The sequence below is a fragment of the Paracoccus marinus genome (genome assembly GCF_007018965.1).
In the GTDB taxonomy this organism is placed as follows: domain Bacteria; phylum Pseudomonadota; class Alphaproteobacteria; order Rhodobacterales; family Rhodobacteraceae; genus Paracoccus; species Paracoccus marinus.
This window is the reverse complement of the sequence record NZ_VJYZ01000033.1, coordinates 163,831-180,307: the sequence shown is the minus strand read 5'-3', so window position 1 is coordinate 180,307 and position 16,477 is coordinate 163,831. Positions and strand designations below refer to the sequence as shown.

Sequence of the window (16,477 nt, the reverse complement as noted above, 5' to 3'; positions counted from 1 at the left end):
CGCATCACGCCCGCCGCCCGCGCGGCAACAGCCGTTCGAGCCGGTCCAGCACCGGCCCGAACCGCCCGCGCGCGTAGACGAGCCCCTCGTAAAGGCGATAGGCGGCCCAGGCCCAGCGGACATAGATGCCGGGCCGCCCGACCCGCCGCGCGATGTCGGCCATGCGGTGCGACCCCGCGCTGATCGCCGCGCGGGTGCGATAGACCGCGCGCCGCCGGGGCGTCAGCCCGGTCGCGTCGGGGGCGACCCGCTTGACCGGCTGCTCCCCGCGCCTGGCCCATGTAAGGCGGTAAGCCAGCCCCTCGCGCCGCTGCCGGAACCCGGCGGCCTGGGTATCGGCGATGAAATCCGCGTCCACCGCCTTGAGGTCCAGCCGCCCCTGGGCCAGCCCCTCGTCCACCAGCCGCTGCATCAGCGCGGTGCGGACCACGATCACGTTGGTGCCGCGCCCGTCCGACGAATAGGGCTCGACCCACGCATCGCCGAAGCTGATGTCGGCGGTTTCCGCCACCACGTCGTCGCACCAGTTGCAGGCGCTGTTCATGAAATACCCCGCGCCCCAGTCGCCGTCCGCAAGGTGCCACCAGTCCTTCTGAACGGTCGCACCGCCGTCCAGCGTCAGATGCGCGGTGTACCAGTTGGCGGGCCGCCCCTCGTCCTTCCTGCGGTATTCCACCGCGTGGACGGCATCGGGGTCGGCATCCAGCTGCCAGGCGAAGCTGGTGACGAAGCGGGCGCTTTTCATGTGCCCGCAGAACAGGCCGAGCCGGTGGGTGATCCGTTCCGCAAGCAGCGGGTCGCGCGCGGCGGCCAGATGGACGGACTTGATGAAACAGGGGATGCCCACGACCGCATACCGGCCCGGCACCCGCCGCACCTCGTCCAGCACGTCGGCCAGATGGACCGGGTGATAGCGCGATTTGGCCCCCGCCAGCAGGTCATCGACCGAGCGCGCCACGCGGTAGCCGAAGTACGGCGCGCCCCCGGTCCCCGGATGGACATGCAGCACCGCGTCGATGTGGCCCCGCCGCAGCAGCTCCGCCGCGATCCAGCTGACCATGCCGCCCGAGCTGCCCCGTTCGCGGAACGGCGCCTCGACCGCCGCGCCGACATGGGCGGAGACGTGGCGGCCGATACGGTCGTCGAGCATGGGGGCGTCGGGAAAGGCGCGAGCGGCGATGGAATCCTCGTCCTCGGCCCGCGGCGAGAACGGGCAGGTGGCCGAGAACGCCTCTGTCGGGGTGTCCATCCACGCAGCCGGGCCGGTGGGCTTCAGTTGGCCGAAGCGGTCCCATTCCATGCGGGCCTGCGGCTCGCCCGCAGCGCAGGCGCCACAGCCGATGCAGAGGCCGGACCGGACGATCGCGCCCGGGCTGACGAGTGGCGCGGTCACGCCAGCACCCGGTCCAGATAGGCGTCGGACTGCGCCCGCAACCCGGCCAGCCTCGCGCCCACCTGCGGCGGGGTGTCCAGCGCCGCGTCCACCTCGGACGCGGGACGGTCCTCGAACGTCAGGTGGCGGTGGGCGTCCAGAAGCGCGATCAGGTCGCGCAGCTTGTTCCAGCGATAGAAGGACGGCGCGGCCACGAACGGCTTGCCGTTCGCCAGCGCAAAGACGCAGCCGTGGAAATAGGTGGTCGCCACGGCGCTTGCCCCCGCCACCAGCGCGGCGAAATCCAGCGGGCCTGCGTCCAGCCGCTGCTCGTCGGCCCAGTCGTTGCGGTAGCCCACGCTGATCGTGCGCCAGCCGCGCCGGCGCGCGGCATCGCGGACGCGGGCCGCGAACCAGTCGGGGATATGGTGGCCGTAGACCAGCAGATAGGGCGCGGGTTCGCCCGCCGCCTGCACCTGCGGCGGGAACTGCAGCACCGGGTCAAGCACCATGGCGGGCCGCTGTCCGGTCGCCGCCCGGACCACGGCGCAGGTATTCCCGTCGCGGACCGAGATCGCGTCCAGCCGCCGCAGCCGCGCGCGCCAGTCGGGCGCAAGGCCGCCATCCGCGTCCATGTTGCCGCTGCTTGCCGCATAGGTGACGACGCGGGGCGCGTTGACGCCCTCGCCCCAGAACAGCCGCTTGCCGCCGTACCAGGGATGGCTGAGGTTCAGCACCTCGTCGGACCCGATCACGACCAGGTCCATCCCCGGCATGTCCGCCGGATCGTCCAGGTCGAACGGCGCCGACATCGGCAGCGCCGCGAACGCGCGCAGGAACCGGCGCAGCTTGCGGCCATAGGCCATGATGTCGGCGCGCCCGCTGCGATCGGGCAGCAGCGGCTGGAACGCATAGCGCCATTCCTGCGAGGTGACAGCGCGCGACCGGTGATCCAGCAGCACCGCGTCATGCCCGCGCGCGGCGATCCCTTCGACCAGGCACCGCGCCTGCCAGTAGCTGCCGTAGTTGATGCAGCGATGGAAGGTCAGGACACCGACCTGCATGGGGACCTCTGACGGGTTGCCGATCCGGTGGTTGAAACAGCCGGTGGCGCGAAGGTCCAGCCGATAGATGATGCGCGGAAAGGGGCGCGCGGGTGGCGGCGCTAGCGCCCGTAGATGCGGTCCAGCACGAAGGCCACGTCGGCCAGCCGCCCCGCCTGTGGGTCGAAGCGCGCGCCGCCGGCAAGCCGGGTCAGCCAGTCCACCGCCGCGCGCCCGCCCCAGTCGTCGGGCAGGGACGAAAGCCGTTCCTCGCGCGTATGCAGGTGCCGCGCGCCGACAAGGTCGTAGAACGACCCGTCCACGTTCCGCAGGCTCGCGCCGCCCTCGGTGCCGAAGAACTCGGCGGCGATCACCGCTTCGCGCCCGGCTTGCAGACCCCACGAACAGCCCAGCCGGATCGTGGTGCCGCCGGTCAGGTCGATGGTCGCCACGGCGTAATCCTCGACCTGCCGGGCGGGGTCTGACAGCGGCGCGCCCTTGGCGTAAAGGCGGCTTTCGACCCGCTCGACCTTTGGCCAGTCCAGCGCCCACAGAGCAAGGTCCACCATGTGGACGCCAAGGTCCACGACGCAGCCGCCGCCCGACAGGGCCGGGTCGTAGAACCACGGCTTGTCCGGCCCCCAGGCGTTGTGAAACAGCAGGTCCACGCCGAAGACGTGTCCCAGCGCGCCGCCCTGCAAAAGCCCGCGGATCGCCTGCATCGCGGCCGTGTGGCGATAGGACAGGTCCACGCCCAGCAGCAGGTCGGCACGCTCGGCGGCGGCAACGACGCCCGCCACCTCGGGTCCGGTGCGGCCCAGCGGCTTCTGGCAGAACACGGCCTTGCCCGCGTCGAGCGCGGCGATCGATTGCGCGGCGTGGGCGGCGCTGGGGGTGGCGATCACCACCGCGTCGATGCCTGCCGCCAGCAGCGCGTCCAGCCCGTCCACGCGCACCGCGCCGGGGGCGATCGCCAGCGCCTCGGCCGCGCTTGCGTCGTCGGGTTCGGCGACGGCCACGATGTCGGCCAGCCCGGTGGCGGCCAGCGCAGCCATCCGGTGCCGCCCGATCCAGCCGGTGCCAAGGAAACCCAGCCGGGGTCTGGCCGCCCCGCTCACATCCGCACCCATGCCTTGACGAACGCGCCGGGCTTGTCGCGGGTGGCGGCCATCGCCGCGCCCAGGTCGTCCAGCGGATAGTCGCGGGTCAGAAGCGGGGTCAGGTCCAGCCGCCCCGACGCGACCGCATCGACCGCCGCGCGCAGGCCCGCCACGCGGACGCCCGCGTCACGCTCGTGGGCGCTGGCGATGTCGATGCCCTTCCAGTTCCACATCTGCATGTTGACCTGCCGCGGCCCGTCCTGGTGGTAGCCCGCGATCACCAGCCGCCCGCCCTCGGCCACCAGTTCGCCCGCAAGGTCCAGCGGCCACTGCTTGCCCACGCATTCGATCACCCGCTCGGCCATGCGGCCGCCGGTCAGGCGCTTCACGTCCTCGATGATACGCCAATGGTCGTCCATGACGATGGTTTCCGCCGCGCCCATCGACCGCGCGAGGTCGAGCGATTCCGCTCGCCGCGACACCGCGATCACCCGCGCGCCCGCGTCGGTCGCGAGCCGGGTCAGGATCGCGCCAAGGAAGCCGATGCCGACGATGACGACCGTCTGCCCCGCGCGGACGTCGCTGCGGGCGAAGATGTTCATGGCGCAGGCCACAGGTTCCCCCGGGACGGGCTTGCCGTCCAGTTCCGGCGGCAGCGGCACGACCATGGGCGCGTCGGCCAGATCGTATTCGGCATAGGCCCGTTCCGACAGCGCCGCGACGCGGGTGCCGGGGGCCAGCCCCTCGACGCCCGCGCCCAGCGCGGCGATGGTGCCCCAGCTTTCATGCCCCATGCCGCCGGGCGCGCCGGGGAAGGTGGACCACGGCTGCCCTTCCCACGGCTCGACGTTGGACGCGCAGACGCCGCAGCCCTCGACGCGGATCAGCACCTGCCCCGGGCCGGGCGCGGGCACCGGCACCTCATCGACGGCAAGGTCCTGCGGGCCCTTCAGGACGGCCGCGCGCATCGTGGTCGGGATCATGTTTTCTTTTCCTCTGGAACCCGCGGGGGGGCGGGCAGGCTTGTATCCGGTCGGGCAGGAGCAGACGGATGGACGACAGCGAACGGGACGAGATCGGCCGCGACATGGGCCAGCGGCTGGCCGCCAACATCAAGATGCTCGAGGACCGCAGGCGGCGCGAGGAACGGCAGGCGCCGCTTGGCGACCGGATCGCGCGGGCGATCACGAACTTTACCGGCTCGATGACCTTCGTGGTCCTGCACCTTGTGTTCTACGGCTTCTGGATCGTGGCGAACCTCGGCTGGATTCCGGGCGTCACGCCGTGGGACGACACCTTCGTCGTGCTGGCGATGGAGGCGTCGGTCGAGGCGATCTTCCTGTCCACCTTCGTCCTCATCAACCAGAACCGGCAGGCGGCGATGGCCGACCGGCGCGCCGATCTGGACCTGCACGTGGGGCTCTTGGCCGAGGACGAGCTGACGAAGCTTGCCGAAACGATCCGGCGGATCGCGGAAAAGCTGGACGTGCCGGTGAACGACGACGCGATGCGCGAGGTCGAGAAGAACGTGAACCCGGAACGGGTGCTGGACGCGCTGGACCCGCCCTGCGGCGAACGGGCGGACTGAACGGATGGGGCGCGCGGACCGCGACGGGTGCCGCGCCGCGAAGGCCGCAGTCGCTGAGGCAGTCACGACGCCGGCGCCACCGCCCGGATCGCCGCGGCAGGACGGGTCTCGGCGTCCGGCTGCGCGGCACCCTCGGCACCGCCCGCGATGAACGCCTCGACCGCGTCGAACGCCTCGTCGTCGGTCATCTGCTCGGGCGGGTGCTTGCAGAAATAGGCGGCGGGCGCCAGCACCGGCCCCGCGAGCCCGCGATCGCGCGCGATCGCCGCGCAGCGGATCATGTCGATCGCCACCCCGGCCGAGTTCGGGCTGTCCTCGACCGACAGGCGCAGTTCCAGGTTCATGGGGACGCCGCCGAACAGCTCGCCCTCCATCCGCAGGAAGCAGACCTTGTTGTCGTTCTGCCAAGCGACATAATCCGACGGGCCGACGTGGATGTTCTCGTCCGCGATCCGTTCGCCGGCGACGGCCTGCACCGCCTCGGTCTTGGAAATCTTCTTGCTTTCCAGCCGTTTGCGATTGGCCATGTTCAGGAAGTCGGTATTTCCGCCGGTGTTCAGCTGATAGGTCCGGGCCAGCTTGACCCCGCGCTTGGCGAACAGGTCGGTCAGCACCCGGTGGACGATGGTGGCGCCCAGCTGCGCCTTGATGTCGTCGCCGATGATGGGGACGCCCGCGGCGCGGAACCGTTCCGCCCATGCCGGGTCCGAGGCGATGAAGACGGGGATGTTGTTGACGAAGGCGACGCCCGCCTCAAGCGCGCATTCGGCGTAGAACTCGGTCGCCTTCTGGCTGCCGACCGGCAGGTAGTTCAGCAGCACGTCGGTGCCCGATGCCCTGAGCGCCCGCACCACGTCCTCGCGCGAGGGTTCGGGCAGGTCCGCGGGCAGGAAGGTGCGCGCGTCGGGGTGGTCGGCCATGTGTTCGGCCACGCCGTCCAGCAGCCGGCCCATCGACACGACCGCGCCGGTTTCCGGCACGTCGGCCGCGAACACGGCGGTGCAGTTCGGGGCCGTGAAGATCGCCTGCGCGACGTCCTGCCCCACCTTGCGCCGGTCGATGTCCCACGCGGCCACGACGCGGATGTCGCCGGCGCCGTAGCCGCCGAGGTCCTGGTGCATCAGCCCGCTTGCGTCGTTGCGCCCGGCGTAGTGCGCGAGCCCCTGGACAAGCGAGCTGGCGCAGTTGCCGACGCCGATGATGGCGATGTTGATGGGCTTCTTGGCGTCGGTCATGCGGATGGCTTTCAGGTCAGGGCCGGCTGGGGCGCGAGCGGCCGAGTGGTCGCGGTCGCGGGCGCGTAGCGTTCGATCATCGCGGCGCAGAAATCCGCGAATTGCTGGGGATCGTGCGGCGGGCTCGTGTGGTGCGCGCCGGGGCCCAGATGCTCGGGCGTGAAGCAGAAGGTGACGGTGGTGTCGAAGTCGGCCAGCGCCTCCATCTGCCGGTCGAACCAGCCGATCGCGTCGGGGCGGAAGCTGTCGGCCCACGACAGGCCGGTCCGCAGGTGCCTGACGCCAAGGCGCTTCATCCACTTCACCGCATCGTCCAGACGCGGGTCCTGATAGTGGAACCACTGCATCAGCCCCATTTCGGCCGCGTGAGGGGCGTAGGCGTCCAGCCCGGGCTTCGGCGTGCCGTCGGCGCGGATCAGGCCCATGTAGAAATGGCGGTAATAGGACGACCCTTCTGCCTCGCGGTGGCGGGTGGTCGCGCCCCATTCCTGCGGCAGGTCGAACAGCGAATACCAGAAGATGCGCGGCACCCGGCCGATCAGCAGCTCGGCCGTCTTCTGTACGCCGAACACCTGCACTTCTTCAGCGCCGAAGGACCCTACGCCGACCTCGGTCACCCAGACGGGCTTGTCGGTCACCGCCTCGATCTCGGCGATCTTGGCGGGCCATTCCTTGATCTGCCACAGGTTCCAGTCCAGCGGAAAACCGTGGACCGCGACCACGTCCACATGGTCCAGCGCGCCGTGCCCCTGCATCCGCTGCACCCACAGGGGGTCGATGGGCGACATACCGCCCAGGACGCGGGTCACGGCCGGGTTCACGTCCCGGATGGCGCGCCCGGCGCGGGTCACGCAGTCGGCGAAGCGCGACCAGTCGGGGTCGAGTTCCGGGTCCCAGTGGGACTTGTTGTTCGGCTCGTTCCAGATCATCGCGGCTTCGATCATCGGGCGGCTTCTCCTGTCGGGCGGGCAAGGGCGTCGGGGCGGGCGGGATAGACCGTGTGCGGACCGTATTTCTCATAGGGGACCGGCCCGGTGCGGCACATATAAACTTCATCAAGCGGCCCGGCCTCGACACGGAAGCCCGATGCGCGCAGCATCGCCTCGACCCCGGCGCGGTTCGGGACCCACCAATTGGTCCAGTCGTTCGCCCACGCCTTTTCCACGAACGCCATGCGCGGATGCGCGGGATCCTGGAAATGCGCGTCGTCGGCGAAGTCGTAGTCGGGCGCGATGTCGGCCACCTCGTCCGGCCCGCGGGTGAGCGTCTGGAACAGCATCATGTCGCCCGCGACATGCTCGCGGATCAGGTCCAGCGCCAGCAGCGGGTGGCGCAGGTGGTAAAGGACGCCCATGAAGATCACGAGATCGAAGCGTTCGCCAAGCGCGCCCACGTCGTAGATCGAGAGGTTACGGAACTCGACCCCTTCGACCCCCAGCGTCTCGGCGGCGAAGCGGGCCTGCGAAAGATAGCGGTCGTCGCTGTCGATCCCCAGGACGCGGGCGGCGCCGCGGCGCTTCATCTCGAAGCTGTAGAAGCCGGCGTTGCAGCCGATGTCGAGGACGGTCCTGCCGTTCAGGTCGGCCGGAACGAGGTCGGCGAAACGCGCGAACTTGGCCGCCGGGTAGTCGCCCAGGAAATGCCCGGGCGCGGTCGCGTGGCCGTTCAGGTCAAGGTTGTGAAACCACGGGCCCAGCCGGTCGATCCCGTCGCGGATCGCGTCCATCGGTGGCGTCGGGTCGTCCATCGCGAGCGTCCTCAGTTTCGAGCGTTCAGGCTTAGAAGCTGCGCGCCGCCCTGTCGATCGGCGTGCAGCCAGCAGATGCGGCCCGGATCGACGGAAAAGCGCAGGATGTTGTCGAGCGTCAGCCCCAGATAGTGGCAGACCACGCCCCGGATGATGTCGCAATGACTGACACACAGGACGGGTTCCCCGCCGCCCGCGCCAAGCCGGTCGATGAGCGCGGCGGCGCGGGCGGTGGCCGCGGCCATCGTCTCGCCCCCCGCCGTGGGCGCGGTGGCGCGCGCCGTGTTCCACAGGTCCCATGCGTCGCCGGAAAGATCGGCGAAGTCCCGTCCGGACCATTCGCCGAAGTCGATCTCGTCCAGCGCGGGGTCCACCTGCGGGGTCGGGCCGAGGGCGCGGGCCAGGATCGCCGCCGTCTCGACCGTGCGCCGCTGCGGGCTGGACAGGACCGCGGCGACGCCCGCCCCGGCGAGCGCGCGGGCCAGCGCTGCGGCCTCGTCCCGGCCCGCAGGGTTCAGCGCTACGTTGGTCGTGCGCCCGCTCAGCACCCGCCCGAGCTCGTCGTGCGAGCCGTGCCGGACCAGCCCGACAAGACGGCTCATGCCACCGCCCGGCGGGTGGTGGGCCCGGTCGATCTTTGTTGTAGAAGAAGAAGCTGGGGGCGGAACCGCTTGAACATGAACAAGTTAAGACCATAGCAAAGCGGTCGACACAACCGGACACAAGCAGGCAGGGGGACGTTTGGAACAGGTTCTGATCACCGGCGGGGCGGGCTTCATCGGCCGCTTCGTGACCGACGAACTGCTGCGCCGCGGCCACAAGGTGCGCGTTCTCGACGCGCTGATCCCGCAGGTCCACGGCGACGCCGCGACCCGCCCCGACGCGCTGAACGCCGAGGCCGAGTTCATCCACGGCGACGTCCGCGACAAGGACGCCGTCGCCCGCGCGCTCAAGGGCGTGGACAGCGTCGTCCACCTTGCCGCCGAGGTCGGCGTCGGCCAGTCCATGTACGAGGTCGAGCGCTACACCTCGACCAACGACGTCGGCACCGCGGTCCTGTTCGAGAAGCTGATCGACAACCCGGTTCGCCGCGTCGTCACCGCATCGTCCATGTCGATCTATGGCGAGGGGCTGTACCGCGACGCGGACGGCGCGACGGTCGAGGACGCGGAACGCCACGGCATCCGCGACGGGCTGAAGAACTGGGAACCGGTGGACGCGCAGGGCCGGCCCCTGTCGCCGGTGGCCACGCCCGAATGGAAGCGGCCGAACCTCGCCTCGATCTACGCGCTCAACAAGTACGTGCAGGAACGCACGACCCACATCATGGCCGCCCCCTACGGGATCGAGGGCGTGTGCCTGCGGCTGTTCAACGTGTTCGGCCCCGGCCAGGCGCTGTCGAACCCCTATACCGGGGTGCTGGCGATCTTTGCCTCGCGCTATCTCAACGGGCAGGCGCCGATGATCTTCGAGGACGGCGAGCAGCGGCGCGACTTCGTCCACGTGTCCGATGTGGCGCGGGCCTTCGCCGAGGCGCTGAGCCTGCCGCAGGCGGCGGGCGGCACGTTCAACATCGGCTCGGGCCGGGACCGGTCGGTGACCGAGGTCGCGCAGGAACTGGGCCGGGCGATGGGCCGCAACGACCTTGATCCGCAGATCGTCGGCAAGGCGCGGATCGGCGACATCCGCCATTGCTTCTGCGACACCTCGCTTGCCGCCGAGACGCTCGGCTTCGCGGCGACCACCGATTTCCGCGAGGGCCTGGGCGAACTGGCCGAGTGGGTGGCAAGCCAGACCGCCGTGGACCGGGTGGACCAGGCGCGCGCCGAGCTGGAAAAACGGGGCCTCGTCGCGTGACCGTTTCGCAGACAGAAGCGGCCCCTGCCGGGGACCGGACCGACCCTGCCGCCGATCCGCGCCCGGTGCTGGTCACCGGGGGCGCGGGCTTCATCGGATCGAACCTCGCCGATCGGCTGGCGGACGACGGGCACCGGGTCGTCGTCTATGACGCGATGACGCGGCCGGGGGTGGAACGCAACCTCGCCTGGCTGCAGTCGCGCCACCCCGACCGGATCGACCACGTGCAGGGCGACATCCGCGACGCGGCCAACCTGTCCGCCTGCGCGCGCGAGGCAAAGGCCGTGTTCCACCTGGCCGCGCAGGTCGCGGTGACCACGAGCCTCGTCGAGCCGGTCGAGGATCTGCAGGTCAACCTGATCGGCACCGTCAACATGCTCGAGACGCTGCGGGCCAAGGGCGACGGCACGCCCCTGATCTTCGCGTCCACCAACAAGGTTTACGGCGATCTTGCCGACCTGGACTTCCGGCTGGCGGACGGTGCGTATCTGCCGACCGACGCCGCGATCCGGGGCCACGGCATCGGCGAGGCGCGGCCGCTCGACTTTCACACCCCCTACGGCTGCTCGAAGGGCGCGGCGGACCAGTATGTGCTCGACTATGCCCGCAGCTACGGCGTGCCGACGGCGGTGCTGCGGATGTCGTGCATCTACGGCCAGCGCCAGATGGGGACCGAGGATCAGGGCTGGGTCGCGCATTTCCTGATCCGCGCGCTCAAGGGCCAGCAGATCACCCTGTTCGGCGACGGGCACCAGGTGCGCGACATCCTCGACGTGTCGAACGCGGTGGACGCCTATTTGGGCGCGTGGCGGCGGATCGACGCGGTTGCGGGCCACGCCTTCAACCTGGGCGGCGGGCCTGCCAATGCGGTGAGCCTGCGGCAGCTGCTCGACTTCGTGGGGCAGGTGATCGACCGGCCGGTGGACGTGGCCTTTTCCGACTGGCGCGCGGGCGACCAGCGGTATTTCGTGGCCGACACCCGCGCGGTCGAAGCCGCGCTGGACCTGTCGCCCAAGGTGGACTGGCGCGACGGCGTGACGCGGCTCGCCCAGTGGCTGGCGGCCGAGGGCGGGATCAACCTGCCGGTCGGCAACCCCGCGCTGGCGCAGTCGGCCTGAACATGGGCGCACCGGGGCGCATCCTGATGACGGCCGATGCCGTGGGCGGGGTCTGGCGCTATGCGCTGGAACTCGCGGGCGCGCTGGATGCCGAGGTGGTGCTGGCGGTGCTGGGGCCTGCGCCCGACGCGGGCCAGCGGGCCGAGGCCGAGGCGCTGCCGGGGCTGCGGCTGGTCGAGACCGGGCTGCCGCTCGACTGGCTGAGCGGCGGGCCCGCGCCGGTGCTGGCGGCGGGCGCGGCGGTCGCGCGGCTCGCGCGCGAGGTTGGCGCGGACGTGGTCCACCTGAACTCGCCGGCGCTGGCGGTTGGGGATTTCGGGGCGCCGGTCATCGCGGTGAACCACGGCTGTCTGGGAACATGGTGGGACGCGGCGGGCAAGGGCGCGGTCGATCCGGGCCTCGCGTGGCTGCCCGATCTGGTGGGGCAAGGGCTGCGCTCGGCTGACCGGACCGTCGCGCCCACCCGCGCCTATGCGGAAGCGGTCGCCCGCTGCTACGCGCTGAACGTGGTGCCGACGGCCGTTCACAACGGGCGCGGCGCGATGCCCCTGCCCGACGCTGCGCCGTTCCCCGGCGCGCTGACCGTGGGCCGGCTGTGGGATGAGGTAAAAGGCACCGACACGCTGGACGCGGCCGCGGCCCGGCTGGACGCCCCCTTCGTCGCCATCGGCGCCACCCGCGCGCCACACGGCGCGACGGTCGCCCCGCGCCATCTGCAAACTACCGGCCCGCTGCCGGAAGCGGAGCTGGCGGGCTGGCTTTCCCGCCGCCCCGTCTTTGCCAGCGCCGCGCGGTTCGAGCCGTTCGGCCTTGCCGTGCTGGAAGCCGCGCAGGCGGGCTGCCCGCTGGTCCTGTCAGACATTCCGACGTTCCGGGAGCTTTGGGAGGGCGCGGCCACCTTCGTCGCAGCGGGCGACGCGGACGGATTCGCCGCCGCCATCGCCGCGCTTCTGGCCGACCCCGTGCGCCATGCGGCGAACGGCGCGGCCGCACAGGCCCGCGCCGCCCGCTACACCCCCGCCGCGACCGCCGCCGGCATGTCCGCCATCTACCGCGACGCGCTCGACCCGCGACAGGACGCCGCATGAAGATCGTCTATTTCACCCACTCGCTGCAAAGCTGCTGGAACCACGGCAACGCCCATTTCCTGCGCGGCGTCCTGCGCGAGCTTGCAGCGATGGGCCACGATGTCCGCGCGCTGGAACCGCAAGGCGCGTGGAGCCTGGAAAACCTGCTGCGCGACCATGGCGAGGCGGGCCTTGCCGCGTTCCGCGACAACTACCCCGACCTTCGCGTCGAAACCTACGCCGCCGACGCCGACCCGGTGGCGCTGGTGAACGGCGCGGACCTGGTGATCGTCCACGAATGGAACGACCCCGCGCTGGCCGCGACGCTGGGCCGCGCCCGGCAGCAGGGCGCGCGCTTCCAGCTGCTGTTCCACGACACCCACCATCGCGCGGTCAGCGATCCCGATGCGATCCGCGCCTTCGACCTTGGCGGCTTCGACGGCGTGCTGGCGTTCGGCGAGACGCTCTCCGAGGTCTATCGCCGCTGGGGCTGGGGCGACCGGGTCTGGACCTGGCACGAGGCCGCCGACACCCGCCTGTTCCACCCGCCCGCGCAGGAAACCTCGCGCGCGGGCCTCGTCTGGATCGGCAACTGGGGCGATGGCGAGCGGACCGGAGAACTGGAAAGCTTCCTGTTCCGCCCCGCCCGCGACGCGGGCCAGCCGCTCGACATCTACGGCGTGCGCTACCCCGCCGAGGCGCTGGCGACGCTGTCCCGCTATGGCGTGCGCTACCACGGCTGGGCGCCGAACGCCGCCGCGCCCGGCATCTTCGCGCGCCACATGGCCACCGTCCACGTGCCCCGCCGCTTTTACACCACGGTCCTGCCCGGCATCCCCACCATCCGCGTGTTCGAGGCGCTGGCCTGCGGCATCCCGCTTTTGTCCGCGCCGTGGTCGGACAGCGAGAACCTGTTCCGTCCCGGCACCGATTTCCTGTTCGCGGACACGGGCGAGGCGATGACGCAGCGTTTGCGCGACCTCGCGGGCGACCCCGCCCTGCGGCAAAGCCTCGTCGCGCACGGGCTGGAAACGATCCGCGCCCGCCACACCTGCGCCCACCGCGCGCGGGAACTCATGTCCATCGCCGCCACGCTCGGCCTTGATGAAGGAGCATCCGCGGCATGAAGATCGCGTTCTACGGATCCAGCCTGCTGTCGTCCTACTGGAACGGGGCTGCGACCTATTACCGGGGCATCCTGGGCGAACTCGCCCGGCGCGGCCACGAGATCACCTTCTACGAACCCGACGCCTTCGACCGCCAGAAGCACCGCGACATCGACCCGCCCGACTGGTGCCGGTCGGTGGTTTATCCGGCGACCGAGGACGCGATGCGCGGCGTCCTGGCCGAGGCGGGCGCGGCGGACATCGTCGTCAAGGCGAACGGCGTCGGCGTCTTCGACCGCGAGCTGCTGGAGGGCGTCGTCGCGGGCGCCCGGCCCGGCGCGCTGAAGATCTTCTGGGACGTGGACGCGGCCGCGACGCTGGACGAGATGCGCGGCGACGAAGGCCACCCTGTCCGGCAGGCGCTGCCGCATCTGGACATGGTTCTGACCTATGGCGGCGGGCCGCCGGTCGTGAACGCCTATCGCGGTTTCGGCGCCCGGCTGTGCGAGCCGGTCTACAATGCGCTCGACCCCCAAACCCACCACCCTGCCCCGTCGGACCCGAAGTTCACCGCCGACCTCGCGTTCCTCGGCAACCGCCTGCCCGACCGCGAGGCGCGGGTGGAGGAGTTCTTCCTACGCCCTGCCGCGACCCTGCCCGACCGCAAGTTCCTGATCGGCGGGAACGGCTGGGAAACCAAGGACATGCCGGAGAATGTCCGGCATCTCGGCCACGTCTATACGCACGAACACAACGCCTTCAACTGCACCCCGCTGGCGGTCCTGAACGTCGCACGCGACAGCATGGCGAACGTGGGCTTTTCCCCCGCGACGCGCGTGTTTGAGGCGGCGGGCGCGGGCGCCTGCCTTATCACCGACGCGTGGGAGGGGATCGAGCAGTTCCTGGCCCCCGACGCCGAGGTGCTGGTCGCCCGCGACGGGCAGGACGTGGCCGACCACATGGCCGCGCTGACGCCGGAACGCGCGGCCGAGATCGGGCGCGCGGCGCTGGCGCGGGTCAAGGCGGAACACACCTATGCGCTGCGTGGCGAGCAGGTGGACGCGCTGCTGCGCGCGCAGGCCCGCGGGGTCGCCGCATGAAGCTGGTGGTCCTTGGGCTGTCGCTGTCGTCGGCGTGGGGCAACGGCCACGCGACGACCTTCCGCGCGCTTCTGAAGGCGTTCGCGCGGCGCGGCCACGAGATCCTGTTTCTGGAACGCGACGTGCCGTGGTACGCGGGCCACCGCGACCTCACAGACCCCGACTGGTGCGAACTTGCGTTCTACGACGACCTGCCCGGCCTCGACGCCTGGCACGCCCGGATCGCGGACGCCGATGCGGTGATCGTCGGCAGCTACGTGCCGGAAGGGGTCGAGGTCGCGCGCCGCGTGCAGGGCTGGGCGCGCGGCACGACCGCCTTTTACGACATCGACACGCCGGTGACGCTGGCCAAGCTGGAACGCGGCGACTTCGAGTATCTGTCGCCCGAGGTCATCCCCGGCTTCGACCTGTACCTGTCCTTCACCGGCGGCCCGACGCTGCGCCACATCGAAAGCGCCTACGGGTCGCCGATGGCGCGGGCGCTTTACTGTTCGGTCGACCTCGACCTTTACGGCCCGCGAGACGTGGCCGTGCGGTGGGACCTGTCCTATCTCGGCACCTACAGCGACGACCGCCAGCCGACGCTGGAACGGCTGCTGCTGGAACCCGCCCGCCAGCGCCCGGACCTCAAGTTCGTCGTGGCCGGGCCGCAATATCCCGCCACGATCGACTGGCCCGCCAACGTCGAGCGGATCGAGCATTGCCCGCCCGCCGACCACGCCGCGTTCTATTCGGCCAGCCGATTCACCCTTAACGTCACCCGCGCCGACATGATCCGCGCGGGCTGGTCCCCCTCGGTCCGCCTGTTCGAGGCCGGGGCCTGCGCCACGCCCATCATCTCGGACCGCTGGGACGGGATCGAAAGCCTGTTCGCGCCGGGGTCCGAGATCGTGCTGGCGGGCGGCGGCGCCGATGTCCTGGCCGCGCTCGACCGCGATGCGGGCGCGATGGGCCGGGCCGCGCGCGCCCGGATCGAGGCCGCCCATTCCTCCGACCACCGCGCCGCCGAACTGGACGCGCATCTCGCCGAAGCCGCCGCCGCGCGCGGCCACGCGCAAGCCCGTCCCGTCTCGTCACAAGGAATCCCGGCATGACGAAACCCACGATCATCACCGCGCTGCCCCAGCGCCGCGACACCGCCCCGGCAAGCGACCGCAAGCTGACCGTGGTCGCGGGCGGCGCGGGCTTCATCGGCTCGCATCTGTGCCGGGCGCTGCTGGGCCGGGGCGAGGCGGTGCTGTGCCTCGATAACCTGCAGACCGCGCGGCCGTCGAACCTGCCGGGGTTGCAGGCCGACCCGAACTTCACCTTTGTCCGCTGCGACATCGCGAACCCGCTGCCGCCCGACGTGCTGGCCCTCGCGCCGCGCATCCACCGGATCTACAACCTCGCCTGCGCGGCGTCGCCGCCGCTTTACCAGCGCGACCCGGAACACACGATGCTGACCAACGTCGTCGGCACCAACCACCTGCTGCGGCTGGCGGAAAGCGCGGGCGCGCGGTTCCTGCTGACCTCGACCAGCGAGGTTTACGGCGACCCCGACATCCACCCGCAGGCCGAGGATTACCGCGGCAACGTCAACTGCACCGGCCCCCGCGCCTGCTACGACGAGGGCAAGCGCGCCGCCGAAAGCCTGACCTTCGACTATGGCCGCGCCGGCCGGGCCGAGGTGCGCGTGGCGCGCATCTTCAACACCTACGGTCCGCAAATGGACCCCGCCGACGGCCGCGTGGTGTCGAACCTGATCTGTCAGGCGCTGCGCGGCGACGAGCTGACGATCTATGGCGACGGCAGCCAGACGCGCAGCTTCTGCTATGTCTCGGATCTGGTCGCGGGGTTGCTGGCGCTGATGGAAGCGGGGTTCGACGGGATGGAGCCGGTGAACCTCGGCAACCCCGGCGAGCTGACGGTGAACGAGCTGCTGGGCCATGTGATCGCACTTGCGGGCGAGCCGCGGCAGGTCGTCCATCGCCCCCTGCCCGTGGACGACCCGCGCCGCCGCCGCCCCGACATCACCCGCGCGCGCGAATTGCTGGGCTGGGAACCGCTGGTGCCCCTGTCCGAGGGTCTGGCCGCCACCTATGCGTGGTTCGAGGAAGAGATGCGCTGCGCCGAAAGCGGGCTGGGACAGGGGCGCAGCTGAC

The 16,477-nt window shown here is 71.0% G+C and carries 16 protein-coding genes; 8 read left to right on the top strand and 8 right to left on the bottom strand.

Going from position 1 to position 16,477, the window contains the following annotated elements:
* Positions 1–4: 4 nt before the first annotated feature.
* The 4 genes from FNF32_RS13100 to FNF32_RS13085 all read right to left on the bottom strand — a co-directional run bounded on the left by FNF32_RS13100 (position 5) and on the right by FNF32_RS13085 (position 4,498).
* Positions 5–1,393: a Coenzyme F420 hydrogenase/dehydrogenase, beta subunit C-terminal domain gene (locus FNF32_RS13100; protein ID WP_221930730.1), complete on the bottom strand. Its 1,389-nt coding sequence runs from the start codon at positions 1,391–1,393 to the stop codon at positions 5–7.
* Positions 1,390–2,436 (bottom strand): polysaccharide pyruvyl transferase family protein, encoded by a 1,047-nt coding sequence (locus FNF32_RS13095; RefSeq protein WP_131674073.1) that lies wholly within the window; start codon positions 2,434–2,436, stop codon positions 1,390–1,392. The genes FNF32_RS13100 and FNF32_RS13095 overlap by 4 nt, the downstream gene beginning before the upstream one ends.
* 101 nt (positions 2,437–2,537) lie before the next feature.
* The gene (locus FNF32_RS13090) at positions 2,538–3,545 is read right to left on the bottom strand and encodes a Gfo/Idh/MocA family protein (protein ID WP_131674072.1); all 1,008 of its coding nucleotides are present in this window, start codon (positions 3,543–3,545) and stop codon (positions 2,538–2,540) included.
* A complete protein-coding gene (locus FNF32_RS13085) occupies positions 3,530–4,498 on the bottom strand; it encodes an MDR/zinc-dependent alcohol dehydrogenase-like family protein (protein ID WP_246087832.1) in 969 nt (322 codons plus the stop codon). The genes FNF32_RS13090 and FNF32_RS13085 overlap by 16 nt, the downstream gene beginning before the upstream one ends.
* Positions 4,499–4,566: 68 nt before the next feature.
* Between FNF32_RS13085 and FNF32_RS13080 the strand changes: the two genes are divergently transcribed.
* Complete coding sequence (locus tag FNF32_RS13080; RefSeq protein ID WP_131674071.1) at positions 4,567–5,103, top strand: DUF1003 domain-containing protein; 537 nt, start codon at positions 4,567–4,569, stop codon at positions 5,101–5,103.
* A 62-nt stretch (positions 5,104–5,165) separates the two neighbouring features.
* Here FNF32_RS13080 and FNF32_RS13075 read toward each other — a convergent pair whose 3' ends face one another.
* The 4 genes from FNF32_RS13075 to FNF32_RS13060 are packed head-to-tail and all read right to left on the bottom strand — an operon-like array spanning position 5,166 to position 8,687.
* The gene (locus tag FNF32_RS13075) at positions 5,166–6,338 is read right to left on the bottom strand and encodes an inositol-3-phosphate synthase (protein WP_131674070.1); all 1,173 of its coding nucleotides are present in this window, start codon (positions 6,336–6,338) and stop codon (positions 5,166–5,168) included.
* A gap of 11 nt (positions 6,339–6,349) precedes the next feature.
* Positions 6,350–7,282: a glycosyl hydrolase gene (locus tag FNF32_RS13070; protein ID WP_131674069.1), complete on the bottom strand. Its 933-nt coding sequence runs from the start codon at positions 7,280–7,282 to the stop codon at positions 6,350–6,352.
* Positions 7,279–8,085, bottom strand: a complete 807-nt coding sequence (locus FNF32_RS13065) for a TIGR04290 family methyltransferase (protein ID WP_246087831.1) — start codon at positions 8,083–8,085, stop codon at positions 7,279–7,281. The genes FNF32_RS13070 and FNF32_RS13065 overlap by 4 nt, the downstream gene beginning before the upstream one ends.
* An 11-nt stretch (positions 8,086–8,096) precedes the next feature.
* Complete coding sequence (locus FNF32_RS13060; RefSeq protein WP_131674068.1) at positions 8,097–8,687, bottom strand: histidine phosphatase family protein; 591 nt, start codon at positions 8,685–8,687, stop codon at positions 8,097–8,099.
* A 139-nt stretch (positions 8,688–8,826) separates the two neighbouring features.
* On the opposite strand from FNF32_RS13060, the gene FNF32_RS13055 reads away from it, so the two are divergent.
* The 7 genes from FNF32_RS13055 to FNF32_RS13025 are packed head-to-tail and all read left to right on the top strand — an operon-like array spanning position 8,827 to position 16,476.
* The gene (locus FNF32_RS13055; protein ID WP_131674067.1) at positions 8,827–9,942 is read left to right on the top strand and encodes an NAD-dependent epimerase/dehydratase family protein; all 1,116 of its coding nucleotides are present in this window, start codon (positions 8,827–8,829) and stop codon (positions 9,940–9,942) included.
* Positions 9,939–11,060, top strand: coding sequence for an SDR family NAD(P)-dependent oxidoreductase (locus tag FNF32_RS13050; protein ID WP_131674066.1), 1,122 nt, complete (start codon positions 9,939–9,941; stop codon positions 11,058–11,060). Before FNF32_RS13055 ends, FNF32_RS13050 begins: the two co-directional genes overlap by 4 nt.
* Positions 11,061–11,086: 26 nt before the next feature.
* The gene (locus FNF32_RS13045) at positions 11,087–12,148 is read left to right on the top strand and encodes a glycosyltransferase (RefSeq protein ID WP_221930728.1); all 1,062 of its coding nucleotides are present in this window, start codon (positions 11,087–11,089) and stop codon (positions 12,146–12,148) included.
* The gene (locus FNF32_RS13040; protein ID WP_131674064.1) at positions 12,145–13,254 is read left to right on the top strand and encodes a CgeB family protein; all 1,110 of its coding nucleotides are present in this window, start codon (positions 12,145–12,147) and stop codon (positions 13,252–13,254) included. Before FNF32_RS13045 ends, FNF32_RS13040 begins: the two co-directional genes overlap by 4 nt.
* Positions 13,251–14,333, top strand: a complete 1,083-nt coding sequence (locus tag FNF32_RS13035) for a CgeB family protein (protein WP_131674063.1) — start codon at positions 13,251–13,253, stop codon at positions 14,331–14,333. Before FNF32_RS13040 ends, FNF32_RS13035 begins: the two co-directional genes overlap by 4 nt.
* Positions 14,330–15,427 (top strand): CgeB family protein, encoded by a 1,098-nt coding sequence (locus FNF32_RS13030; RefSeq protein WP_143796685.1) that lies wholly within the window; start codon positions 14,330–14,332, stop codon positions 15,425–15,427. The genes FNF32_RS13035 and FNF32_RS13030 overlap by 4 nt, the downstream gene beginning before the upstream one ends.
* On the top strand, positions 15,424–16,476 hold the full coding sequence (locus FNF32_RS13025) for a UDP-glucuronic acid decarboxylase family protein (protein WP_131674061.1): 1,053 nt from the start codon (positions 15,424–15,426) through the stop codon (positions 16,474–16,476). The genes FNF32_RS13030 and FNF32_RS13025 overlap by 4 nt, the downstream gene beginning before the upstream one ends.
* Position 16,477 lies beyond the last annotated feature (1 nt).